We start from the raw sequence: 22,394 nt of genomic DNA on the forward strand, positions 1-22,394 counted from the left end.
CTTATGATTCGGTGGCACGACGGAATTCATCATTTCCAAGACGGTTGATTTTATAGTTCGCGTAGACACTTCCGAGCAGAACTGCCAAAGGTTTCGAATACTTGATACCAGTTCCCTCCAGGTTTTTAAGTATTTGCAAAGATAAGATTATTGAAATCATGTAGTCTAGTAGAAATAGTATTACAAGAACGCTGCTGTTATCACTACTCTCCATGTTTCCAACCTGTTGTATCGTTTCGGCTACCATGGCAAGAATGATGAAACCGAGGCCAAGCTTTTTTGCTCCCCAGCCTTGAAGGCGATAATTGATGTAGAAAACCCAGGCGAGAAAAAATCCGGGAACGTTGTATGTTCCAGATAGATAAACAAGAGAAGGAATCGAATATCCAAAGTTTCCTATTAAACTTGATCGATTAATTCTCTCTTTTGAATAGGTCTGCAAACCTATTTTGGAAATTCTTTCCGATATTTCATCTGCTTTTTCTTTCGCTATGCCTTTAGTAAGTAATACATCGCCTTTCTTAAACTCTGATAGAAATTTTTCCTTACCTATTGAAAACGACCGTTCGGCTATAGTAATGGCCTTCTGTAGCGCTTCCCTTGTCTTTATGGATGACTTGTTCAGATATAATGAGTAGTGCTTATTAATATCTGCTTTTACACTCTCAATAAGCCCCCTTAGTTTTTCAGTGTCTCCAAATGCCGTGCTTGATAGAAGTAACTCTTGACCGCCTTCCCTTACAATCTTAACTTGCTTCGGATCGTAAGTAATGCTGCTTATTTCTGATAGTTTTATCGTTAATGGAATTTTACTTAAGAACGTTGGATATATTAAATATCCATTGCTCTTGTAAGCATAGGAGTTAGATGAATAGGAAATATTTATCATCATTGAAACAAGGAATGCTATTGTTATACAAGCAAGCGGATAAATAATTACTTGAAAGGAATAGAAAAGTATTTGAGATAACTGTTCAAAAGGATTGGCATGATGATAGGAATGTTCATTATGAACTTCTTCGAAAAGGCTAGGAAACGAAACCGAAAGAACTACAAGAGAACATAAGGCAATCATTATTATTGATAAAAGAACAATTTTTAATTTTGAGACTTTTACTTTCATTTGACTTCTCCTTTTCCGGTTAAACATAAGCCGTTTTTTGTCAGGCTGGCCTGCGTCCTTTAGTTAACTAAGTAATCCTTAGTATCTGTGACGAGTGTAAGCTCAGAGAATCTTAGCTTTCAAGCTGAACCACTCAGGTACATGCAAGCTAAGGACGAATCCCCTTTCTCCCGTCGCCTCAAAGAGGCAAGGTTAGCGAGCGGTTACTCTCAGAAATCCTTAGGGATTGCAGCTGGGATTGACGAGTTTGCTGCGTCTGCACGCATGAATCAGTATGAACGCGGAGTCCATGCTCCCGATTTCCTGACTGTCAGGGCGATAGCCAGGGTTTTGAACCTTCCTACAGCCTTCTTCTATTGTGAGGAAGAGGAACTGGCCGAGATGATCAAAGTTTGGCAGCAAGGCAGGTTCTGAACTTTGCCCTTAAAGTAGAGGTGTAACCATGGCGGCAAGCTTCTCCAGTGCATCTCTGCGTTCTTCCAAGTAATCGTGCCTGTTGTAGATGGCCTCAGAGCCCTTAAGTTTGTGGTTGAGGCAACGTTCGGCGACATCTCCAGACACACCGGCAGCGGCCAACAGGCTTCGACAGGTTCTGCGTAGGTCGTGGACCGTGAAGTATTCGAGATCTCCCATCCGGTTTTCTGACATGCCGTTCTTGGCTTTTTCTCTACCAAACAACTTTGCAATCGCCCTGTTGAGGGTATCTTTGCCCATGTGCTGGCGCTTGCTTGAGCGGCGGTTCGGGAAGACGTGATCCGAACCACAGGCACGCACCTGAAGTTCTTCTAGCCAAGTCAGGGCTAGCCGAGGCAGTGGTATGGTGAACCCTATGCCTGTCTTGCTTCGGCCAGCAGGCAACTCCCAAGTCGAACGTTCAAGATCGAACTCGGCCCAAGTCGCTTCGATCAGTTCACTTTTCCGAACACCCAGCAGAAGAAGTAGAGCACAGGCGAGGTAGTTGTCCCTGGTGAATTGATCGCTTTGCTCCCTGAATATTTGAAAAGCCTTGTGCAACTCTTCCAAGCTTAACGCCCTGTCGCGACTCTTTTCGATACCTCCAGCGTCTGTAACCTTCAAAGCGGCGGCTGGGTTGTTGCTGAGTAGCCCCAACTTTATGCCGTGATTGAACAGCTGCTTCAGGTACATCAGAGCGTCATTGGCGATGCTTGGACGGTCGATAATGCTCCGGAGTACAGCCCTGATCTCCAACGGGGTGATCGTTGCTAGGGGATATAAGCCCAACTTGAGTGATATGTCTTTACAGTAAATTCGCTTAGGAATTTCTGGATGCTTCAACCACCGGCATCGTTCCTGATGCCAGTCGCTGAAGAGTTCATCCAGCGTGCGGATGGTGACATCTGATTCCCGTTTTCTTTCGACAATCGGGTTGTTGCCGCTACGTACCATCCTCCTTGCATCCTCTGCCTTTGAACGGGCTTCAGAAAGCGACAAATGCTTTTCTTTTCCGAGGGTGAACTCTTGGCGTTTGCCGCGCAGCGTATATCTGAGTGCCCAGTAGGCTGAGCCTTTACGGGGGAGTATCAGGTTTAGCCCATCGCCATCACTGTACCTGTTGGGTTTTCCTTCTTTAATCAAAGACTGAACAGTCTTCGCCGTGAGTTTGCCCATAGCGACACATCTCCTCTTGTTGATGCCCATGAGTTGATGCTGACCAGGCGAACCGCAGACACACCGATACACAGAAAGGAGGCTTCAGCCTCCTTTCTGTTTTCCAGCCATAGGGAAACACTTCGCCGGGCTCATGGAGCCGCGAAGTCAGGGTTTTGTGGTGTGGGGGTTGTTGTTGGTCAGCTCTTCTGGGGGGTATCACCGCCCAGATGTAGTCACTCGACTTCAGCAAAAAAAGCGTGGGTAGTACAGGGGAAAGTTTGCCGCCGGTTTTTCAGATGGTGCGAGACCCCTTGCTGTGCAAGCGGTGGTGGATACTTACCTTCTTGGCGTGCTGCTGGAACAGGCTCAACGCTGTTTGGTTGGCGGGTCGTAGTGTAGTGGTTCATGGGGTTTGGATAGACGGAGCAGAGGTGGGTAGTACCGGCAGAAATTTATCACTAGCGGGCGATTTTGTTGGGTAGTACTACCCACGGTACTACCCATAAAGAGGTGGCTTTGGTGAGATGGACAAAGACTTTCATAGACAACGCGCCTACAAAAAAGGCCCTTTTATCAGGGCCTTGTAGACAGTTCAATCGCTTGATGTCGCTTATTCGATATTCTGGATCTGCTCGCGCATCTGCTCTATCAGCACCTTGAGCTCCACCGAGCTGGCGGTGATGTCGGCGTTGATGGATTTGGAGCCCAGGGTGTTCGCCTCGCGGTTGAACTCCTGCATCATGAAGTCCAGGCGGCGGCCTATGGCACCGCCTTTCTTGAGGGCGGCGCGGGTTTCCTTGACGTGGGATTCGAGGCGGTCCAGCTCTTCGGCCACGTCGACGCGGCTGGCCAGCATCACCATCTCCTGCTCGAGGCGGGCGGGGTCCAATTCGACCTTGGCTTCCTCGAAGCGGTTCTGCATCCGCTCCCTTTGCCAGGCCAGCACTTCCGGCATGCGGGTGCGGACCTTGGCCACTTCTTCCAGCACGCCGGCCAGGCGGGCCTCGATCAGTTCCTTGAGGTTGGCCCCTTCACGGGCGCGGGCGTCGATGAAGTCCTGCAAGGTGTCGTCGAAGGCCTTCAGCAGATCTTCGCTGATGGCGTCGAGATCCGCCTCAGGGGCGTTCATGACGCCGGGCCAGCGCAGCACGTCCACCACGTTGACCTGGGCGCCGGGCACCTTGGCGGCCAGCTCGCCGGCGCGGGCCATCAGCATCTCGGCCAGGGAGGCGTTGAAGGCCAGGGTGTTGGCGTCGGCGGCGGCCGCCTCGAAGCGCAGCTGCACCTCCACCTTGCCGCGGTTGAGCCGGGCGCGCAGCTTGTCGCGCAGCACGGGGTCCAGGCCCCGGAAGGACTCGGGCAGGCGCAGGTAGGTCTCGAGGTAGCGCTGGTTGACGGAGCGGATCTCCCAGGAGGCGTTGCCCCAGTCGGCCCGCACATCTTTACGGGCAAAGGCGGTCATGCTGTAGGTCATAGGGGGTGGTCCTTACCAAATAGGCATCCAGTATACAGGCAAGTGGCCGCCATTGCTGCCGCCGCCTGGCCCCCCGGGTGCCCATCCCCTATAATGGCCGCCACTTCTTATTGCCAGGACTTGCCATGCGACACAGCGGCAGAACAGCCAGCCAGACCCGTACCGTCACCCTGACCCGCAACTACACCAGGCACGCCGAAGGCGCCGTGTTGGTGGAATTCGGCCACACCAAGGTGCTCTGCACCGCTTCTGTTGTGGAAGGGGCGCCCCGCTGGCTGAAGGGCAAGGGCCAGGGCTGGGTGACCGCCGAGTACGGCATGCTGCCCCGCGCCACCCACAGCCGCAACGACCGCGAGGCGGCCCGTGGCAAGCAGTCCGGCCGGACCATGGAGATCCAGCGCCTCATCGCCCGCAGCCTGCGCGCCGCCGTGGATCTCGGCGCCCTCGGCGACTTCACCATCACCGTGGATTGCGACGTCATCCAGGCCGACGGCGGCACCCGCACCGCCTCCATCACCGGCGGCTGTGTGGCCCTCCACGACGCCCTCTCCTGGATGGTCGAGAAGAAGCTCATCAAGGCCAACCCCTTCAAGCAGATGGTGGCGGCCCTGTCGGTGGGCATGGTCGGCGGCGAGCCGGTCTGCGACCTCGACTACGAGGAAGACTCCAGCGCCGAGACCGACATGAACGTGGTGATGACTGAAGACGGCCGCATGATCGAAGTGCAGGGCACCGCCGAGGCCGAACCCTTCAGCCGCCAGGAGCTGAACGCCATGCTGGAGCTGGCCGAGAACGGCATCCGCGAACTCTTCAACGCCCAGCGCGCCGCGCTGGTGTGAGTGCAATGGCGGGGCCAGGGCCCCGCTTTTTTATGGAAGCGACCCCATGAAAGCCTACCAGAAAGCCTTTATCGAATTCGCCATCGAGCGCCAGGTGCTGCGTTTCGGCAGCTTTACCCTCAAATCCGGCCGCCAGAGCCCCTACTTCTTCAACGCCGGCCTCTTCAACACCGGCCGCGACTTGGCCAAGCTGGGCCGCTTCTACGCCGACGCCCTGGTGGACGCCGGCATCGACTTCGACCTGCTGTTCGGCCCCGCCTACAAGGGCATCCCCATCGCCACCACCACGGCCGTGGCCCTGGCCGACCACCATGACCGCGACTACCCCTACTGCTTCAACCGCAAGGAGAAGAAGGACCACGGCGAAGGCGGCAGCCTGGTGGGCAGCCCCCTGGAAGGGCGGGTGATGCTGGTGGACGACGTGATCACCGCCGGCACCGCCATCCGCGAGTCCATGGACATCATCCAGGCCGCCGGCGCCACCCTTGCCGGTGTGCTGATCGCCCTGGACCGCCAGGAGAAGGGCAAGGGCGAGCTGTCCGCCATCCAGGAAGTGGAGCGGGACTTCGGCTGCCAGGTGATCTCCATCATCACCCTGGCCGACCTCATCAGCTACCTGGAGCAGCAGCCGGAGATGGCAGATTCTTTACAGGCGGTACGGAACTATCGCGAGCAATACGGCGTCTGATAGCCGTTGCAAAGAGGACAAGGATGTTCGAGGCGTTAAGCCTTTTTGATGTCTGCAAGACTTGTGGCCGGCTCAGCCGGCCTTTCTTTCGCTCGAACGCATTATTGAAATGAGAATTGATTTCATTTAAGGTGCGCCCTGTGATTTGACCAGGCCGCCGTTGGTGGCACACAGGAAGTCCCAGATGAAGTCTCTCTCCCTGCTGGCCCTGGCGGCCATGTCAGCCCTTGCCGCCGACGACAGCGACCTGGAGCGCATCACCGTCGTCGGCCGCGCCCAGTCCCTTTACCGGGTCGACGACGGCGAGCTGGCCACCGGCACCCCTACTCCCCTGGCCCGTACGCCCCAGTCGCTGCAGATCCTGCCCCAGGCGCTGATCGAGGACCAGGCGGCGCTGCAGATCACCGACCTCTACCGCTCCATCAGCGGTGTCAGCCAGAACGCCTACTCGGCGGTGACCTTCCGCGGCTTCCGCCAGGACGAGATCCGTTACGACGGCGTGCGGGGCGACCCTTTCAACGGCTTCGCCATCCCCCAGCTGTTCGGCATAGCGCAGGTGCAGGTGTTGAAGGGCCCCAGCGCCGCCCTTTACGGTGCCGGCGAGCCGGGGGGCCTGATCAACTACGTGACCAAGCAGCCCGGTTATGAGCGGGACAACCGCCTGCAGCTGCGCCTCGGCAACGACGACTTCGCCGGCCTGGGCCTGGAGCTGTCCGGGCCCCTGACGACAGACGCCGGCCAGCGTTACCGCCTTGGCCTCTACCAGGACCACCAGAACCCCTACCGCTTCAACACCGACGACCGCAACCGCATCCTGGACGCCGGTTACGCCGTCGACTTTGGCGACAGCACCCTGACCTTGCAGTGGCGCCATATCGACCAGCACCTGGGCGGCGCCCGGCTGCGGGGCATTCCCGCCGACAGCCAGGGTAACTTCCTGGCCGACCGCCGCTGGAACGCCAACGAGGCCTCTGACGTGCAGCAGCTGAAGGCCGATGTGCTCCAGGCCCGCCTGGACCACGACTTCAATGCCTGGCTGTCGGGCCAGCTGACGCTGCGTTACTTCGAGAACAGCGAGCTGCAGCGCTACCACGAGCCGGCCAGCATGACCGACAGCGACGGCGACGGCCTGGCCGACTGGACGGAGCGCCAGTACCGGGACCAGGAACGCAACACCCAGGCCGCCTCCGTGACCGGCCGGTTGGTGGCGGAGTTGGGCGACCACACCCTGTTGCTGGGGGCCGACGGCTATCGCCAGGAGGAAGGATTCCATTACCAGCGGGCCAACAAGGCGGACGGGGTGCTGGGGCTGAGTTACGGCGACCCCCAATACGGCGTCACCGATCCCGTCGAGTACCGGCTGCACCTCATCACAGATTCGGACACCAGGGCCCTGCGCTACGGCCTTTCCCTGCAGGACCAGTGGCGCCTGACCCCGGCCTGGGACATCACCGGCAGCCTGCGCCTGGACGGTTTCAACGACAGGGTACTGGACAGGAAAAGCGGCGAGGCCCAGCAGCATGACGACAGCGGCTTCTCCTACCGGCTGGGCAGCACCTATAGGCTCAGCGACCGGCTGCACCCCTACCTGAGCTGGTCCACCGGCTTTGTACCCCAGGCTCCCGGCAACCAGCTGGCGGCCAAGGGCGGGCCCTTCGAGCCGGAGCAGAGCCGGCAGTGGGAGGCAGGGCTGCGCAGCTACTGGCTGGACGGCGCCATCAACCTCAACCTGGCGGCCTACCGCATAGTCCGCCGGAACATATTGCAGACCGATCCACAAGATACGGACAAGCTGCAGGCCCTGGGCAAGGTGCGCAGCCAGGGATTGGAGATGGATCTGCTGGGCGACTTGAGTGACAACTGGGTACTGAACCTGAGCTACGCCTACAACGACACCCGGGTGCTGGAGGCCAGCAGCGGCATCAGCCGCGCCTTTGGCGACCGTTTCGCCAATGCGCCGCGCCACCAGCTGGGGCTCTGGACCCGCTACGACATCAGCGCCTGGGATTCGGCCATCGCCTTCGGTGCCGACCATGTCAGCGAGCAGGTCAACCAGGAGGGGCAACGCATCAAGGCTTACACCGTCTTCGACGCCTCCTGGCAGAGCCGCTGGCGGGCCTGGCTGGTCCAGCTCAACCTCAAGAACCTTTTCGACAAGACTTATGCGGTGAGCGGCCTTATCGACCGCACCGGTCAGTTCGCCGGGGAGCACAGGCGCCTCTACCTGACGGCCAGCTACCGCTTCTGACAAAAAAGGCGCCCCAAGGCGCCTTTTTTCAGAAGTCTTTCATCATGTGGCCGCCCCAGCCCATGAAGACGGCGGCGCCGCCCATCAACAGGAAGATGGCCACGAAGATGATGCCGATCAGGGTGAGGATGCCCATGATGGTGAAGTAGGTCTTGAGCTTGGCCATGGCGTCCTGCATGGCCTGCTCGGAGCCGAGCTGGGCCCCTTCCAGGGCACCGGCGGACTGGAACAGCAGCACCCCCATCCAGATCGGCAGCCAGGCCACCAGCAGCCCGACGATGGACAGGGCCTGGGCGACGCCGCCGATGATGGCCATGACGCCCACCAGCCGCAGCCAGCCCCTGGCCTGGAACAGCGGTAGGCTGAGGCGGCTGACCAGTTCAGATTGTTCTTCCTGCATGACATCTCCATCTTGAGGTTGGGACGCCCTGCCGGCCGACATCAAAGCAGCTGTTGTTCGATCAGCTGCCACTGGGCGGCGAAGCCGTCTGTGGGTTTATGTTTGAAGCCGGACCGCACGAACTGGCCGATACGGCCTTCGGTGAAGGCCAGCAGCAGGTTGGCCAGCACCCCTTCGTCCACGGCGAAGCCCTTGCCTTCGCGCAGGCGGCGTTCCCGCAGCACCTGCTTGAGCTGGGTTTCCAGCTTCTGGAACAGCAACTCGATGCGGTCGCGCAGCCTTTCCTGTTCGCCCTGCAGGGCGTCGCCGTTGATGATACGGGTCAGGCCGGGGTTTTTCTCGGCGAAGGCCAGCAACAGGTGCAGCATATGGTGGATACGAGTCAGGGTGTCCTTTTCATCCTTGAGGATCAAGTTGATGCGGGAGACCAGGGAGTCTTCGATGAAATCGATAAGGCCTTCGAACATCCGCGCCTTGGAGGGGAAGTGCCGGTAGAGGGCGGCTTCGGATACCCCGACCTGGGCGGCCAGCTTGGCGGTGGTGATCCGCTGTCCGGCTTGGGTTTCCAGCATCTGGGCAAGGCTTTGGAGTATTTGTTCGCGGCGGCTGGTCTTGGCGTTGGCCATGGTTACAACTTCCCTGCAGGATAAAGCAGGGGCCGCAGTGCGGCCCCTTGATAGGTAGACACAAGTTTATCTTGTGTTCAGGCAGGAAAAAAGCGCGGTCAGTGCCGTCCGGAGTGTCCGAAGCCCCCTTCACCGCGTTTGGTGGCCGCGAAGTCGTCCACCAGGTCAAAGCGGGCCTGCACTACGGGCAGGAACACCAGTTGGGCAATGCGCTCGCCGGGCTGGACTGTGAAGGCGTCCTGGCCGCGGTTCCATACGGATACCATCAGCTGGCCCTGATAGTCGGAATCGATAAGGCCCACCAGGTTGCCAAGGACTATGCCGTGCTTATGACCGAGGCCGGAGCGCGGCAGGATGGTGGCGCAGAGGCCGGGGTCGGCGATGTAGATAGCAAGGCCAGTGGGCACCAAGGTGGTTTCGCCCGGGGCCAGTTCTATGGGGCCGTCGATGACGGCGCGCAGATCCAGGCCGGCCGAGCCGTCGGTGGCGTAGGCGGGCAGGGGGAATTCGGTACCGACTCGGGAGTCGAGGATCTTCAGTTGGATGGGGGTCTTCATTTTGCCTCGCTGAGCTGGGTGGCCAGGTGCGCCAGCATTTGCCTGGCCAGTGTCAGTTTGTCTGCCTGGGGCAGGGGAAGGGTGGTGCTGTGGCCGATCAGGGTCAGCTGGTTGTCGTCCTGGCCGAAGGCCAGGCCCCTGCCGACGGCGTTGGCCGCTATCCAGTCGAGCTTCTTGCGGGCCAGCTTGTCGCGGGCGTAATGCTCCACGTCACGGGTCTCGGCGGCGAAGCCCACTACCAGGCCAGGGCGCTGGGCCATGGCCGCTACGTCGCTGATGATGTCGGGGTTCTTGACCATCTCCACCACCAGTTTGTCGTTGTCTTTCTTGATCTTGTGCTCGGCGTGCTGGGCCGGCCTGTAGTCGGCAACGGCGGCGCAGCCGATGAAGAGATCGCAGCCGGCCGCCTCAATCAGGGCCGCTTCGTGCATCTCCAGGGCCGATTCCACATCCAGACGCCGGACCCCAAGCGGGGTTGCCAGGCTGACCGGGCCGCTGACCAGGGTGACGTCGGCGCCCAGCTCGGCGGCGGCCTGCGCCAGGGCAAAGCCCATCTTGCCGGAGCTGTGGTTGGACAGGTAACGCACCGGGTCCAATGGCTCGCGGGTAGGGCCGGCGGTGATCACCAGCTTGCGGCCGGCCAGCGGTTTGGGGCCGAAATGGCGCTCTACTTCCGCCACCAGCTCCAGGGGTTCCTTCATCCGCCCCGGGCCCACGTCACCGCAGGCCTGCTCGCCGCCGTTGGGGCCCCAGATGGCGACGCCGCGGCGGGCCAGGGCCTCGAGGTTGGCCTGGGTGGCGGCGGCCCTGTACATCTGCTGGTTCATGGCCGGGGCCACCGCCAAGGGAGCGGCCGAGGCCAGGATCAAGGTGGTCAGCAGGTCGTCGGCCAGGCCGGCATTGATGCGGGCCAGCACATTGGCGCTGGCCGGGGCCACCAGTATCAGGTCGGCCCATTTGGCCAGCTCGATATGGCCCATGGCCGCCTCGGCGTTGGGGTCGAGCAGGCTGTCGCCCACAGGGTTGCCGGACAGGGCCTGCAGGGTCAGGGGAGTGATGAACTCCTTGGCGGAGGCCGTCATCACCACCCGTACCTCGGCGCCGCGCTCCTTGAGGCGGCGCACCAGATCGGCGCTCTTGTAGGCGGCAATGCCGCCGCTGATGCCAAGCAGGATGCGTTTGTCAGATAGGCTCATGGTCAAGGGCTCCGCCGGTGGAAGGCCGCTAAGATAGCATATTTGCCCCCGGCCCTGGACTACCCTTAATTACCGGCAACGGGCAGGGAGGCGCCATGGGGATACGGCATTGGCCCGAAGGGGAAAGGCCCAGGGAGAAGCTGCTGACGCTTGGCGCCGGTGCCCTGAGCGACGCCGAGCTACTGGCCATACTGCTGCGGGTGGGCCTGCCCGGCAAAGACGCCTTGGCCCTGGCCCGCGAGCTGCTGGGGCAATTTGGTGGCCTGCGGGCCCTGCTCAATGCCGACCTGGCCCGTTTTTGCCAGGGCCCCGGCCTCGGCAGCGCCAAGTACGTGCAACTCCAAGCGGCCCTGGAACTGGCGGTGCGGGTACAGGGAGAGAAACTGCAACGGGAAGGGGCCCTGACCTGCCCGGACGAGGTGCGCCGTTACCTGATCGGCAAGCTGCGCGACCGGCCCCGGGAGGTCTTCTGCCTGTTACTGCTGGACAGCCAGCATAGGGTGATCAGGCTGCTGGAACTCTTCCACGGCACCCTGGACGCGGCCGCCGTCTATCCCCGGGAAGTGGTACGGGCGGTGCTGGCGGCCAATGCAGCTGCGGTGATACTGGCGCACAACCACCCGTCTGGTATCGCCGAGCCAAGCCGGGCCGACAGACAGCTCACCGAGCGCCTCGGTGCGGCCCTGGGACTGGTGGATGTGCGGCTGTTGGACCACCTGGTGGTGGGGGACGGCGAGGCGGTTTCCTTCGCCGAGCGGGGATGGCTCTGATCTTTCTTGATCTTGCCGCCGCTTTTCTGTATAAATTGCGCCCTCTCTGCGCCTGAGGCGACGGCCTCGAGGTGATAATCGCTCGAGCTGATGTTTTTTGGAGAATTTACATGTCCCGAGTATGCCAAGTAACCGGTAAGGGTCCGGTCGTGGGTAACAACGTATCCCACGCTAACAACAAGACCCGTCGCCGTTTTCTGCCTAACCTGCAAACCCACCGTTTCTGGGTAGCCAGCGAAAACCGTTTCGTGAAGCTGCGCCTGTCCACCAAGGGTATGCGTATTATCGACAAGAAGGGCATCGACGCCGTACTGGCTGACCTGCGTGCCCGCGGTGAGAAGATCTAAGGGGTAAACCATGGCAAAAGGTATTCGTGAGAAGATCAAGCTGGTTTCCTCTGCCGGCACCGGTCACTTCTACACCACCGACAAGAACAAGCGCAACATGCCGGAAAAGATGGAAATCAAAAAGTTCGATCCGGTTGTTCGTCAGCACGTTCTCTACAAAGAAGCCAAGATCAAATAAGATCAGGCCTCTTGCAAAAAAACCCGACTTCGGTCGGGTTTTTTTGTATCTGGCATCCCTGCCTCCTACCCTTCGGGCCATCGCTGGCGCGATGTAGCGAAGCGCTCCTGGCGCTTCTGTTGTGCCTCACGTCCGGAGAGGCACCTCCTGGGCCGCCGCACGCGGCGTCAAAAAGTGTTCCTGAGACTTTGTTGTGGGCGACTTTCCTGTCGGTCACTCCACGGGTTATGCAAAAGCGGCCTCTGGCGTTCCCTTCTGGCCGGCACCTGGCTATGCTGGGCCCCGCAAGGAGGAAGCCATGCCCATCACCCTTTTCGAACTGGCCGGTGCCAGCCCAGAGCGCCGTTTCAGCCCCTATTGCTGGCGTAGCCATCTCGCCCTCTGGCACAAGGGCCTGGATTTCCAGGCGCTGCCCTGGCGCTACAACGACAAGGCTCTCATCGCCGCTTCCGGCCAGGGCAAGGTCCCGGTGCTTGTCGACGGCGACCAGATACTCCACGAGTCCTGGGATATCGCCCTTTACCTGGAAGACCGTTATCCTCAGGCCCCATCGCTCTTTCCCGAGGGGGCAGTGCAGGCCAAGGCCTTCATGAACCGCTGTGACAGCGAGTTCAACCCGGCCGTCCGTTGGTTTCTGTTGCCGGTGATCCACCCCTTGTTGACCCCGGGTGACCAGGTCTATTTCCGCCAGAGCCGCGAGGCCCAACTGGGCATGCGTCTGGAAGACTGCAGCCAGAAGGCCGACAGGGCGGCGCTGGCGTCGGTGCTAGGCGGATTTGCCGAACAGTTGGGGAGCCAGCCCTTCTTTGCCGGCTTTGAGCCGGGCTACAGCGACTTGTCGCTGCTCGGTTCCCTGCTCTGGGCCGCCGCCAGCTGGGATCAGGATCCGCTGAGCGACCAACCTGTGCTCAAGGCCTGGCGGGCTCGCCTGGCCGCCCGTTTCCCTGGCCTGGCCGATTATCGTTTCCAGTACCAGCTGTAAGGAGCCGAGATGCCGGAATTGCCGGAGGTCGAAACCACCCGCCGCGGCGTGGCCCCTTTTTTGGTCGGGCAGTGCATAGCCCGCATCGAGGTGCGCCAGCGCGGCCTGCGCTGGCCTGTGCCCGAGGCCCTGGCCTTGCTGGAAGGCCAGGTCATCGACAAGGTCAGCCGCCGTGCCAAGTACCTCTTGATCGAGACGGCCATGGGCAGTGCCCTGGTGCACCTGGGTATGAGCGGCGCCCTGCGCATCCTCGGCGAGCCTGTACCGCCCGGTAAGCACGACCATGTGGACCTGGTGCTGGCAACGGGCAAGGTACTGCGTTACACGGACCCACGCCGTTTCGGCGCCTGGCTCTATGTGCCGCCGGGGGAAGAACCGGAGCAGCTGAAGAAACTGGGCCCCGAGCCGCTGACCGAGGATTTCGACGGCGAACGGCTCTTTAGCTTGAGCCGCAAACGCCAGGTCCCGGTCAAGACCTTCATCATGGATAATGCGATAGTGGTAGGGGTGGGTAACATCTACGCCAACGAGGCGCTGTTCATGGCCGGCATAGACCCGCGCCGCCCTGCCGGCGCCATCGCCAGGGAGCGCTACCTGAAGCTGGCGGACGCCATCAAGACGGTGCTGGCCAGAGCCATAGAGCAAGGAGGCACTACCTTGAAGGACTTCACCGCCGCCGACGGCAAGCCCGGCTATTTCGCCCAGGAGCTGCAGGTCTATGGCCGCAAGGGCCAACCCTGCCAGGCCTGCGGCGCCGAATTACGGGAAGTACGCATCGGTGGGCGCAGCACCGTTTATTGTGGAATTTGTCAGCGCTAAGGATGACCATGACTATCTGTTTGTACCGTCACAACCTCAATCTGAAAAGCGGCGCTGGCCAGCTGATAAGGATGCAAGCCAAGGCTCTTAAGGCCCGCGGCGAGCCCTTCAAGGTGGTAGCCGGCAGCGGCGTTTGGAAGTTCTTCTTCGGCAGTGGTGTCAAGGCGGCGGCCCTGTCTCAGGCTCAACTGGCACAGCGGCTGAAAAAGGAGCCCATGCTGGTGGTCGACCATGGCATGCGACTACCCTACGCCGATATCCTCTTCGTGCATAACTTGGTGACAGAGGCCAATGGCTTCCTGCACCGCGCCGATTTTGAAGCGGAAGTTGCCTTGGAGAAACGGTTCTTCGCTGAGCTGTCTTCCGACACTTTGGTGATAGCCAACTCCCAGTTGGTAAAGGCGGCACTTGAGCGACACTTCGGCCTGTCGGGGCGGCAGGTGTTGGTTCAGTACCCAGGCTTTGATGACAAACGTTTCAACCTGGCTGCTCGGGACAAATGGCGTGATAGCAGCCGTAAGGCCTTGGGTTTTACTGACGAGCCGGTGCTGGGTTTTGTAACCTCTGGGGATTTCCATAAACGGGGTCTGGATCTGCTGCTGGGGAGCGCTGCACTGATATTGCGGCAGCGACCTGATGTCCGTTTCTTTGTAGTGGGATCCAAGAAGCTGCCTGCCTGGGCCGTAGCGCATCCCCTTATAAAGGAAGGGCTGGTGCGATACAGGCCCAAAAGCGGGCTTCCTCAACGGTGGCTGGCGGCCCTGGATATATTCCTCTATCCGGCCCGCTTTGAAGAGTTCGGCATGGTGGTGTCAGAGGCGCAAGCCATGGGCATTCCTGTACTGACATCAAGAAGGGTTGGGGCCTCAGAATGCCTGCCGGCCCCTTATCAGGATTGGCTGCTGGAAGAGCCAGTGGCTGAAGGATTAGCCGACAAGGCCCTGGCGCTGCTGGCAGACCCTGCCGCCCAGCATACACTGGCCGAAGCAGGGGTGACGTCCATAGGCCGTTTTGACCAAGCCTATTACATCGACACCACCCTCAAGACCATCCTCACTCAGAAGCGGTAGCTCAGGTAGAGGCTGAGCCCGGCGATGTTGTAGAAGTAATCGGGGCTATTGCCCTGGGGATCGCTGGGTAGCAGCTTGTCCCTGGCCACATTGTCGCCGTAGCGCAAGTCCATACCAAGATCCCAATGGGGCATGATGTCCCGATACTGGATGCCGGTGCCGAGATAATAACCATAGGCGGGGGTGGCCAGATCATAGCGGGCGGCGCCGACAAAGGCGCTGATGGCCAGCTTGTCGTTGAATCGGTAACGGTAATCCAAGGCCCTGACCGCAAAGAAGTTATGGTTGTCGACATTGTCCAACTCCATTCGAACACCGATGTCGCTGTGGTCGCTGGCCTCACGTCTGGCGCCCAGCCCCAGATGCGCCCCTGTGCTGCTGTAGTGGCTGTGGTCGCCGGCTAAGTTGCGACTGATCTTGGCACCGTTGATCCCGACATCCATGAAGATCTCGGCTTGGGCGGGCAATACCGTCAATGCGGCCAGCAGCGTCAATGCATACTTCATGGTTCTCTCCTAGAAACGGATAAAGGCGGTCAGCCTGTTGTAGTTCTCACCCAGGGCGTCCCGCCCAATTTGCAGTTCACCTCCTACCAGGTAGAGGCGCCAGGGTACGGAATAACTCAGGATCAGTTCTTGGCTGCGGTCATAGTGACGCTGGCCATAGCTTTGGTTGTTTACGGTACGGTAACGAGCCTGGGCCAAGCCACCGAACTCCGGTTGCCAACCGAGGTTGAGCATCAGGCTCTGGCCGCCGACCCCATCATTGAACTGGCGCTGGTTTGCGCCCCAATGGCCGATGACTGCGCCGTCGTTGGTCAGGCCGTCCTGGTAGATATGGTGTACATACCAGCCGTTCTGCCATTCCGACAGTTCCAAAGTCAGGTCGAAGTCTTGCCAGAGGCGGGGAAAATGGATGCCCCCCGACAGGGCAGCGTTACCCAGGCGGAAGTTTGAGCCGCCAGAGGTGTCTTCGCCGCCATATTCGAAATAGACGGAGAAGGGCGTTTCGCCTGGGAAGATGAAGCGGCTGGTGATGGAGGCGGCTTGGTTGCCGAACTCCTGGTCAGTGGTGAGTCCACCGTTGCTGGTATTGTCTGAATGGCCCGGGCGGAAAAAGGCACTAAAGATATCACTCAGGCCTTTGCCGCCGCGGGCGCCGCCACCGTACTGCATCACCCTGTTGACTCCCAGGGCCCAACCGGGTAGTGGCTGGAAGGACAGATGCAAACCGGCCAGCATGGGGTGGCCTGAGGTATAGCCGCCTTGGTAACTGATATGGTCGGAGCTGGCCATCTCTGCCAGGAACAGCTCGTACTGGACGTTCCAGGAGCTGATGGGCTGGTAGTTGGACAGGGTAATGGAGGGCATTGTCCTGGCGTTGGTACTGAGCAGCAGTGAGCTGTCGGTCATGGGAGACAGCCAGTGGTCCCGATAGCCGATATCCAACTGGGCGTAATCGACACCCAGGCTGACCAAGGTGTTGGTGAGGGTCGTATTGTTCTCGTCGCTGACCAGGCCGGCGTTCAGCAGCAGGTAGTCGCTGGGTTGCCAATAGGCGCTGACTGAGGCCTGGTAATTGCTGTCTGCAGCCATGCCGTGGCGGTTGGCCAGGGTGGTGCTGTTGTTGTTGGCCAGGCTGGCTTCCAGGCTGGCATGGCTGACGCCAGCGCTGCCCATCAACCGCCGAAGGTAGCGTTTGACCTGGCCGCAGAGCACGGCATCCTTTTCGCAGGCCTTGGGCAGGGCTTCCAGCACTGTGGCGGCGGCGATGGGCCTGGTCATGATGGGCTTGTCGGCCAGCACCATCACTCGTTCCACCTGGTGCTCTATTTCCGGGGAAAGTGAAAGGGACAGGTAGGGACTGACACCGCGGGCCATGACGGTGCTGCTCATCAGCACCAGTGAGGCCAAGGCGCTCAAACGTACAACCATGAATTTATCCTTGTCGCTGTTGGACTTTCTCTAACAGGGCCTGGGCCACTTCGGGATGAACGAACTGGGAGACGTCGCCGCTATGGATGGCGACTTCTTTGACCAGGGTGGAAGAAATGAAGGAGTTTTCCTCTGCCGGCGTCAGGAAGACCGATTCCAAATCGGGCTTGAGGCGCCGGTTCATGTTGGCCAACTGGAACTCATATTCGAAGTCGGAGACGGCGCGCAGGCCGCGAATGAGCACAGTGGCGCGCTGCTGGCTGGCAAAGTCCACCAGCAGGCCGGAGAAGCCCACCACTTCGACGTTGTCCAGGTGCGACACCACTTTCCTGGCCAAGGTCACCCTCTCTTCCAGGCTGAACATGGGTTTCTTGGATGGATTGGCAGCCACGCCGACGAGCACGTGGCTGAAGAGCCTGGCGGCCCTGTTCACCAGGTCGGTATGGCCGTTGGTGATGGGGTCGAAGGTTCCGGGGTAGATCACCCTGATGCTCATGATTAGCTCCTGCTGATGTTCGCCGACAGTGGCCCCTTCAAGGCGCAAAGGATACTACAGCTTTCCAGTACCTTATAGGTCAAGGACTGACTGTCTTATAAAGGTCTAGGTAGGCCTGCTTTATTGCCTGGGGACTGAAGCGAGCCAGGGTCTTTCTTGCATGGGAAACCAGCCTTTGGCACTGGGCCTGGTCGCCCAGCAAGGCCTCCATGGCTATTGCAAGGGCTTTTGCGTCGCCAGGCGGTACCAGAATACCGTTTTCCCCGTCTTCAATGATGTCGGGAATGCCGCCGGCGTTGCTGCCGATGACAGGCACTTTTTGCTGCATGGCCTCCAAGATGGTGGAACCCATGCCTTCCGTCAGCGAGGGGAAGATCAACAGATCCAAGGCGGCCAGCCAGTTGCCTATGTCGCTCTGGTGACCGAGGAAGGCCACGTTGGGCAGATCTTGGGCCTGGGCTTCCAGTGTCTCTTTCTCAGGGCCTTCACCCAGGAACAGGAACTGCCAGTCGGGATGGGTCGCCTGGAGCTGCCTGGCCGCTTCGATGCTGACCTGGTATCCCTTGTGGTGTAAAAGCCTGCCGACCTGGCCTATCAGCACCTTGCCAGGATAACGGGAACGGATATCGGATACGGTGGCGGGGTCGGCGGTAAAGTCAGAACAGCTGTCGGGGATACGGCAGGTCTGAGCCTGGGGGACCGTGCTTTTCACGACCGCTTCTATGGCCCGGCTCAAGCAGACCACGGCCGCCGCTTTTTGGTAAGCATTACGGGTCAGGGCGCCCGCACTCAAGGGGTTGTCCACCCGCCGGGTGATCACGTAGGGCGTGCGGCGCAGCAGGTGTTCGATAAAGGCCCAATACACCGCCTTGCCGTCGTGGCAGTGCAGCAGATCCCAGGCACCCCCCTGGCTGTGGCCCTTCAGGAAGTGCCTGACCCCCTTGATCGGGATGCCCAGCTTGGCGACTTCCCTGGCCAGCGGGCCATGAGGTTGCGCCACCAGGCTCTGGCGAACGCCTTGCCCGGCCAGGCTCTGGATCAGGTTCAGGGTCTGGCGCTCACCGCCGGAAAAGCCCTTGGCCAGGTTGATATGACAGATGTGCATGTAAGCCCCCCGTTGATGGCGCGATTGTACGGGATTTGCCTGGCCTGTGTTATGTTGGCGCCGATTTTTGGGGAGGGGTAACTGATGAAAGTCCTGGTGGTGAGCTCGTACAAAGACACCTGGAATTCGGTGCGGCCTGAGGCGGAAATGCTGATCGGCCTCAAGGCCCATGGCATAGATCTCGAGGTGATGACCGAAGGAGACGCCGACTATGTGCGCCGCTTCGTCGATGCCGGCGTCAGGGTCCACCCCTATCACCCCAAGAAGAAGCTGAGCTGGGACGCCATCAAGCGTATCCGTGCCTTGTTGAAAGAAGGCGGCTTTGAGGCCGTCTACAGTTTCAACAACAAGGCCATCGCCAACGTCAACATTGCCGCCATGGGCCTGCCGGTGAAAGTGCTCACTTACCGGGGCCAGACCGGCAACATCAGCAAGTGGGACCTCAGCTGCTACCTGACCCACCTGAGCCCCAGGGTGGACCGCATCCTCTGCGTGGCCAAGGCCACCGAGGTTGATCTGCGCCAGCACGTCTGGGGTAACAAGGCCAAGGTCTGCACCGTCTACAAGGGTCATGACCTGGCTTGGTACCAGGACCAGCCCGCTGACCTTGGTCAGTTAGGCATCCCATCGGGAGCCTTCGTGGTGGGGGCCGTGGCCAATGCCCGTCCTCGTAAAGGCCTGCCGGTGCTGCTGGCCGCCACCCACCTGTTGTCAAAGGACGCCGACATCCACCTGCTGCTGGTAGGGGGCGGCATGGACACCCCTGAAGTCAAGAAACTCATCGAAGCCAGCCCCATGAAGGGCCGCATCCATTTGGCTGGCTTTCGCAAGGACGCCCCCGCCGTCATCGCCGCCTGTGACGTCTCTGTGCTGGCTTCCACCAAGCGCGAGGGCCTGCCCAAGACGGTGATCGAGGCCATGGTCTATGGGGTGGCGCCCATCGTCTCCGACACCGGCGGCAGCGCCGAGCTTATCGAGGACGGGACCAGTGGCATCAAGGTTCAGCCGGGGGACGCCAAGGCCATAGCGGCCGGCATCCAGAAACTCTACGAGGACAGGGAACTGTGCAAGGCCATGGGCCAACGGGCCAGGGCGCGCATCGACCAGCACTTCAATGTGCGCCAGTCCTCAGCGGCGCTGGCGCGGGTGCTCTTTGAGACGGTCAGCGGCGGCTTCTGATCCAGAGCGCCGCGTATTTGTTGAAGGTGTAGTGGGCGGTGAAGATGGCCAGTAGCAGGCCGTGTTTACCGTCCAAAAAACCCCTCTGCAACAGGTACTTGCGAAGAAAAGCCACGAAGCTGCGCAGGCTGGCGGACAGCAGCCCCGCCTTCTTGCCGCGCTTGGCCCTGTCTTCAGCCCAGTCACCGGCGTAGCGCACCGACTTCTGCAGGTAGGACGTGAAATCCCCTGTGGTGTAGTGCAGCAGGTGGCCAGGCAGATCCAGGACCAAAGCCCCCTTGCAGTCCACTTTTTCATGTACCAGGGCGTCGTCATAACGGTACTCGCCGCTCCTGTGCAGCCGCACTATGCGGTCCGGGTACCAGCCGGAGTGTTTGATGAAGCGGCCGAAGAAATCGGTGAGACGATTGGCCCTGTACACCACCTGTGGCCGCTGCTCTTCGATGGCCGCCAAGATCCCCGCCTTCAGCTCCTCGGTTACCACCTCGTCGGCGTCTATCCAGAACAGCCAGTCCCCTTGGGCGTGCTGCTGGGCACGCTGGCGCTGGGGGCCGAAGCCCGGCCAGTCGGTGCTCTCGAAGACCTTGGCGCCGGCGGCCTCGGCGATCTTGAGCGTGCCGTCGGTGGAGCCCGAATCCAGCACCACGATCTCGTCGACGAAATCCAGGCTTTTCAGGCAGTTGGGCAGATCGGCGGCCACGTTCTTGGTGATGATGACGGCGGACAGCTTCATGCCAGTGCCTCCAGCACCTGCTGGACGGTGATCTCCGTCAGGCAGCGGTAGTGGCCGAAGCGGCAGGTCCGTTCGAAACAAGGGCTGCATTCGATGGGGTGGCGCAAGATGATGGCCTTATCGGTGAGCGGCGGGGTGAAGTCGGGGCTGGTGGAGCCGTAGATGGCCACCACCTTGGCGCCGCTGGCGGCGGCCACGTGCATCAGCCCTGAGTCGTGGCTGACGACGCTCTGGCAGTGGGCAAAGAGGTCGACTGTGTCTTCCAGCCGCGTCTTGCCGCAGAGGTTGTAAACCCCGTCCTGGCCTTGGGCTATGGTGTCGCCCGCTTCCACGTCCTTGGGGCCGCCCATCACCCAGACTTGGTAGCCGCGCTCGGCGAGCGCGCCGGCCAGGGCCCTGTGGTTTGCCAAGGGCCACTGCTTGGAGGGGCCGTATTCGGCGCCGGGGCAGAGTGCCACGGCCGGCTTGTCGGTGGGCAACGCCAGCTTTGCCATCACAGAGGCGATATTGGCCTGGTCGGTGTCAAGGGCCGGGAAGGGCACCTCGAACTGGTAGCGCCGATAGTCGGCACGGCTAACCCCCAGGCCCAGGTAACGCCACACCGTCTTGTCGGTGATCTGGTTGCCGTCCCGGGTGGGGCGGCGCTTGCGGGCGTCGGTCAGCAGCAGGCTGCGGCCTTCGCCACTGAAGCCCACCCGTTCGGGGATCCGAGCCAGGAAGGGGATGAGGGCCGACTTGAAGGAGCGGGGCAATATGATGGCCTTGTCGTAACCTTCGCGGGCCAGCTCCCTGGCCAGTTGCCACTGGGCCCTGGGATTGAGCTTGCCATGGCCCCAGGGCGCGGCTATGCCGCGGCGCACCTGGGGCATGCGCTGGATGATCGGCAATGACCAGCCCGGCGCCAGTACGTCTATGGTGGCGCCAGGGTGTTCCTGCTGCAGGCGGATGAACAGCGCCTGGGCCATGACCATGTCACCGACCCAGGACGGCCCTACGACCAATACCTTCATGCCCTGGCGTCAAGCCATTGCAGGTATTCGGCCACCCCTTGGGCGACGGTGCGGAAGGGGTCCTTGTAGCCGACGGTGCGCAGCTTGCTCATGTCGGCCTGGGTGAAGCTCTGGTAGCGGCCCTTGAGTTCGTCGGGGAAGGGGATGTATTCCACCTCGCCCTTGCCGTGGTGCTGGATCACCGCCTCGGCCACGGCCTGGAAGGGTTCGGCGGAGCCTGTGCCCAGGTTGAAGATGCCGGACAGGTGCGGGTGGTCCATGAACCAGAGGTTGACCTTGCAGACGTCGCCCACATAGACGAAGTCCCGTTGCTGGCCGCCGTTGGGGTAGCCGTCGCAGCCTTCGAAGAGGCGGGGGTTCTTGCCGTCTTTGAGCTGGTTGTGGAGGTGGAAGGCCACGGACGCCATCTTGCCCTTGTGCTGTTCGCGGGGGCCGTAGACGTTGAAGTAGCGGAAGCCCACCACCTGGCTCTCGGCCTCGGGCAGGATGCGGCGCACGTACTGGTCGAACTGCCACTTGGAGTAGCCGTAGACGTTGAGCGGGCCTTCGCATTCGCGGTCTTCACGGAACTCGGTGCCGGCGCCGTAAACGGCGGCGCTGGAGGCGTAGATGAAGGGGACTTCCCGGTCCAGGCACCAGTGCAGCAGTTCCTTGGAGTACTCGTAGTTGTTCTCCATCATGAACTTGCCGTCCCACTCGGTGGTGTCGGAGCAGGCGCCCTGATGGAAGACGGCGTCGACGGGGCCGAACTCGTCACCGGAGACGATGCGGGCGATGAAGTCGTCCTTGTCCATGTAATCGGCGATGTCGAGGTCAGCCAGGTTCTTGAACTTGGTGCCGTCGGTGAGGTCGTCCACCACCAGTATGTCTTTGTGGCCACGCTCGTTCAGCGCCTTGACCAGATTGGCGCCGATGAAGCCGGCGCCGCCTGTTACGATGATCATCAATTCCCCTTTGTGCCAAGGATGCCGGCACCGTGATAGACTCGGGAAAAACCGCCTTGAAGGCT

General features: G+C 60.6%; 25 protein-coding genes. 11 read left to right on the plus strand and 14 right to left on the minus strand.

Going from position 1 to position 22,394, the window contains the following annotated elements; translation table 11 throughout:
- Nucleotide 1 precedes the first annotated feature (1 nt).
- Nucleotides 2–1,123 carry a hypothetical protein gene (locus PVT67_RS00615; RefSeq protein ID WP_301496742.1) on the minus strand — a complete coding sequence of 374 codons (1,122 nt, stop codon included), beginning with the start codon at nucleotides 1,121–1,123 and terminating at the stop codon, nucleotides 2–4.
- Between the two features lie 141 nt (nucleotides 1,124–1,264).
- Between PVT67_RS00615 and PVT67_RS00620 the strand changes: the two genes are divergently transcribed.
- Nucleotides 1,265–1,537 (plus strand): helix-turn-helix domain-containing protein, encoded by a 273-nt coding sequence (locus PVT67_RS00620; protein WP_301496744.1) that lies wholly within the window; start codon nucleotides 1,265–1,267, stop codon nucleotides 1,535–1,537.
- Nucleotides 1,538–1,546: 9 nt separating this feature from the next.
- Here the strand turns inward: PVT67_RS00620 and PVT67_RS00625 are convergent, their stop codons facing one another.
- Nucleotides 1,547–2,752, minus strand: coding sequence for a tyrosine-type recombinase/integrase (locus PVT67_RS00625; protein WP_301496746.1), 1,206 nt, complete (start codon nucleotides 2,750–2,752; stop codon nucleotides 1,547–1,549).
- A gap of 592 nt (nucleotides 2,753–3,344) precedes the next feature.
- A complete protein-coding gene (locus PVT67_RS00630) occupies nucleotides 3,345–4,208 on the minus strand; it encodes a YicC/YloC family endoribonuclease (RefSeq protein WP_301496749.1) in 864 nt (287 codons plus the stop codon).
- Between the two features lie 125 nt (nucleotides 4,209–4,333).
- On the opposite strand from PVT67_RS00630, the gene rph reads away from it, so the two are divergent.
- The 3 genes from rph to PVT67_RS00645 all read left to right on the plus strand — a co-directional run bounded on the left by rph (nucleotide 4,334) and on the right by PVT67_RS00645 (nucleotide 7,983).
- Nucleotides 4,334–5,047 (plus strand): ribonuclease PH, encoded by a 714-nt coding sequence (gene rph / locus PVT67_RS00635; protein ID WP_301496751.1) that lies wholly within the window; start codon nucleotides 4,334–4,336, stop codon nucleotides 5,045–5,047.
- Between the two features lie 46 nt (nucleotides 5,048–5,093).
- Nucleotides 5,094–5,735: an orotate phosphoribosyltransferase gene (pyrE, locus tag PVT67_RS00640; RefSeq protein WP_301496753.1), complete on the plus strand. Its 642-nt coding sequence runs from the start codon at nucleotides 5,094–5,096 to the stop codon at nucleotides 5,733–5,735.
- 184 nt (nucleotides 5,736–5,919) lie between these two features.
- Nucleotides 5,920–7,983, plus strand: a complete 2,064-nt coding sequence (locus PVT67_RS00645) for a TonB-dependent siderophore receptor (RefSeq protein ID WP_301496755.1) — start codon at nucleotides 5,920–5,922, stop codon at nucleotides 7,981–7,983.
- A 28-nt stretch (nucleotides 7,984–8,011) separates the two neighbouring features.
- Here the strand turns inward: PVT67_RS00645 and PVT67_RS00650 are convergent, their stop codons facing one another.
- The 4 genes from PVT67_RS00650 to coaBC all read right to left on the minus strand — a co-directional run bounded on the left by PVT67_RS00650 (nucleotide 8,012) and on the right by coaBC (nucleotide 10,762).
- Nucleotides 8,012–8,383 carry a DUF5362 domain-containing protein gene (locus PVT67_RS00650; protein ID WP_301496757.1) on the minus strand — a complete coding sequence of 124 codons (372 nt, stop codon included), beginning with the start codon at nucleotides 8,381–8,383 and terminating at the stop codon, nucleotides 8,012–8,014.
- 41 nt (nucleotides 8,384–8,424) lie between these two features.
- Entirely contained in the window at nucleotides 8,425–9,009 is a 585-nt protein-coding gene (slmA, locus tag PVT67_RS00655) for a nucleoid occlusion factor SlmA (RefSeq protein ID WP_301496759.1), read from the minus strand.
- 98 nt (nucleotides 9,010–9,107) lie between these two features.
- Nucleotides 9,108–9,566 carry a dUTP diphosphatase gene (dut, locus tag PVT67_RS00660; RefSeq protein WP_301496761.1) on the minus strand — a complete coding sequence of 153 codons (459 nt, stop codon included), beginning with the start codon at nucleotides 9,564–9,566 and terminating at the stop codon, nucleotides 9,108–9,110.
- Nucleotides 9,563–10,762 carry a bifunctional phosphopantothenoylcysteine decarboxylase/phosphopantothenate--cysteine ligase CoaBC gene (gene coaBC, locus PVT67_RS00665; RefSeq protein WP_301496763.1) on the minus strand — a complete coding sequence of 400 codons (1,200 nt, stop codon included), beginning with the start codon at nucleotides 10,760–10,762 and terminating at the stop codon, nucleotides 9,563–9,565. Before coaBC ends, dut begins: the two co-directional genes overlap by 4 nt.
- 95 nt (nucleotides 10,763–10,857) lie before the next feature.
- Here coaBC and radC point away from each other — a divergent pair, with 95 nt between their 5' ends.
- From radC to PVT67_RS00695, 6 genes are all read left to right on the plus strand, one after another.
- Nucleotides 10,858–11,532 carry a RadC family protein gene (gene radC, locus PVT67_RS00670; protein WP_301496765.1) on the plus strand — a complete coding sequence of 225 codons (675 nt, stop codon included), beginning with the start codon at nucleotides 10,858–10,860 and terminating at the stop codon, nucleotides 11,530–11,532.
- A 110-nt stretch (nucleotides 11,533–11,642) separates the two neighbouring features.
- Nucleotides 11,643–11,879, plus strand: coding sequence for a 50S ribosomal protein L28 (rpmB, locus tag PVT67_RS00675; RefSeq protein WP_008482453.1), 237 nt, complete (start codon nucleotides 11,643–11,645; stop codon nucleotides 11,877–11,879).
- Nucleotides 11,880–11,889: 10 nt separating this feature from the next.
- Nucleotides 11,890–12,057, plus strand: a complete 168-nt coding sequence (gene rpmG / locus PVT67_RS00680) for a 50S ribosomal protein L33 (RefSeq protein WP_050658901.1) — start codon at nucleotides 11,890–11,892, stop codon at nucleotides 12,055–12,057.
- A gap of 298 nt (nucleotides 12,058–12,355) precedes the next feature.
- A complete protein-coding gene (locus PVT67_RS00685) occupies nucleotides 12,356–13,039 on the plus strand; it encodes a glutathione S-transferase family protein (protein WP_301496777.1) in 684 nt (227 codons plus the stop codon).
- A 9-nt stretch (nucleotides 13,040–13,048) separates the two neighbouring features.
- The gene (mutM, locus tag PVT67_RS00690; protein ID WP_301496779.1) at nucleotides 13,049–13,858 is read left to right on the plus strand and encodes a bifunctional DNA-formamidopyrimidine glycosylase/DNA-(apurinic or apyrimidinic site) lyase; all 810 of its coding nucleotides are present in this window, start codon (nucleotides 13,049–13,051) and stop codon (nucleotides 13,856–13,858) included.
- Between the two features lie 113 nt (nucleotides 13,859–13,971).
- Entirely contained in the window at nucleotides 13,972–14,928 is a 957-nt protein-coding gene (locus tag PVT67_RS00695; protein WP_301496781.1) for a glycosyltransferase family 4 protein, read from the plus strand.
- Here the strand turns inward: PVT67_RS00695 and PVT67_RS00700 are convergent.
- From PVT67_RS00700 to PVT67_RS00715, 4 genes are all read right to left on the minus strand, one after another.
- Nucleotides 14,916–15,434: a hypothetical protein gene (locus tag PVT67_RS00700; protein ID WP_301496783.1), complete on the minus strand. Its 519-nt coding sequence runs from the start codon at nucleotides 15,432–15,434 to the stop codon at nucleotides 14,916–14,918. The two genes, PVT67_RS00695 and PVT67_RS00700, sit on opposite strands and share 13 nt — an antisense overlap.
- A gap of 9 nt (nucleotides 15,435–15,443) precedes the next feature.
- Nucleotides 15,444–16,862 (minus strand): capsule assembly Wzi family protein, encoded by a 1,419-nt coding sequence (locus tag PVT67_RS00705; RefSeq protein WP_301496785.1) that lies wholly within the window; start codon nucleotides 16,860–16,862, stop codon nucleotides 15,444–15,446.
- Nucleotides 16,863–16,866: 4 nt separating this feature from the next.
- Nucleotides 16,867–17,358, minus strand: coding sequence for a pantetheine-phosphate adenylyltransferase (gene coaD / locus PVT67_RS00710; protein ID WP_301496788.1), 492 nt, complete (start codon nucleotides 17,356–17,358; stop codon nucleotides 16,867–16,869).
- Between the two features lie 79 nt (nucleotides 17,359–17,437).
- On the minus strand, nucleotides 17,438–18,463 hold the full coding sequence (locus PVT67_RS00715; protein ID WP_301496790.1) for a glycosyltransferase family 4 protein: 1,026 nt from the start codon (nucleotides 18,461–18,463) through the stop codon (nucleotides 17,438–17,440).
- A gap of 84 nt (nucleotides 18,464–18,547) precedes the next feature.
- On the opposite strand from PVT67_RS00715, the gene PVT67_RS00720 reads away from it, so the two are divergent.
- Nucleotides 18,548–19,642 (plus strand): glycosyltransferase, encoded by a 1,095-nt coding sequence (locus tag PVT67_RS00720; RefSeq protein WP_301496792.1) that lies wholly within the window; start codon nucleotides 18,548–18,550, stop codon nucleotides 19,640–19,642.
- Here the strand turns inward: PVT67_RS00720 and PVT67_RS00725 are convergent.
- Genes PVT67_RS00725 through rfaD form a run of 3 tightly spaced genes read right to left on the minus strand, consistent with a single transcriptional unit; the run spans nucleotide 19,626 to nucleotide 22,329 of the window.
- On the minus strand, nucleotides 19,626–20,375 hold the full coding sequence (locus PVT67_RS00725; protein ID WP_301496794.1) for a glycosyltransferase family 2 protein: 750 nt from the start codon (nucleotides 20,373–20,375) through the stop codon (nucleotides 19,626–19,628). The genes PVT67_RS00720 and PVT67_RS00725 overlap by 17 nt on opposite strands.
- Nucleotides 20,372–21,385: a lipopolysaccharide heptosyltransferase II gene (gene waaF, locus PVT67_RS00730; RefSeq protein WP_301496795.1), complete on the minus strand. Its 1,014-nt coding sequence runs from the start codon at nucleotides 21,383–21,385 to the stop codon at nucleotides 20,372–20,374. Before waaF ends, PVT67_RS00725 begins: the two co-directional genes overlap by 4 nt.
- The gene (gene rfaD, locus PVT67_RS00735) at nucleotides 21,382–22,329 is read right to left on the minus strand and encodes an ADP-glyceromanno-heptose 6-epimerase (RefSeq protein WP_301496796.1); all 948 of its coding nucleotides are present in this window, start codon (nucleotides 22,327–22,329) and stop codon (nucleotides 21,382–21,384) included. The genes waaF and rfaD overlap by 4 nt, the downstream gene beginning before the upstream one ends.
- Nucleotides 22,330–22,394 lie beyond the last annotated feature (65 nt).

Origin of the sequence: Gallaecimonas kandeliae (assembly GCF_030450055.1) — a bacterium.
Lineage (GTDB): Bacteria > Pseudomonadota > Gammaproteobacteria > Enterobacterales > Gallaecimonadaceae > Gallaecimonas > Gallaecimonas kandeliae.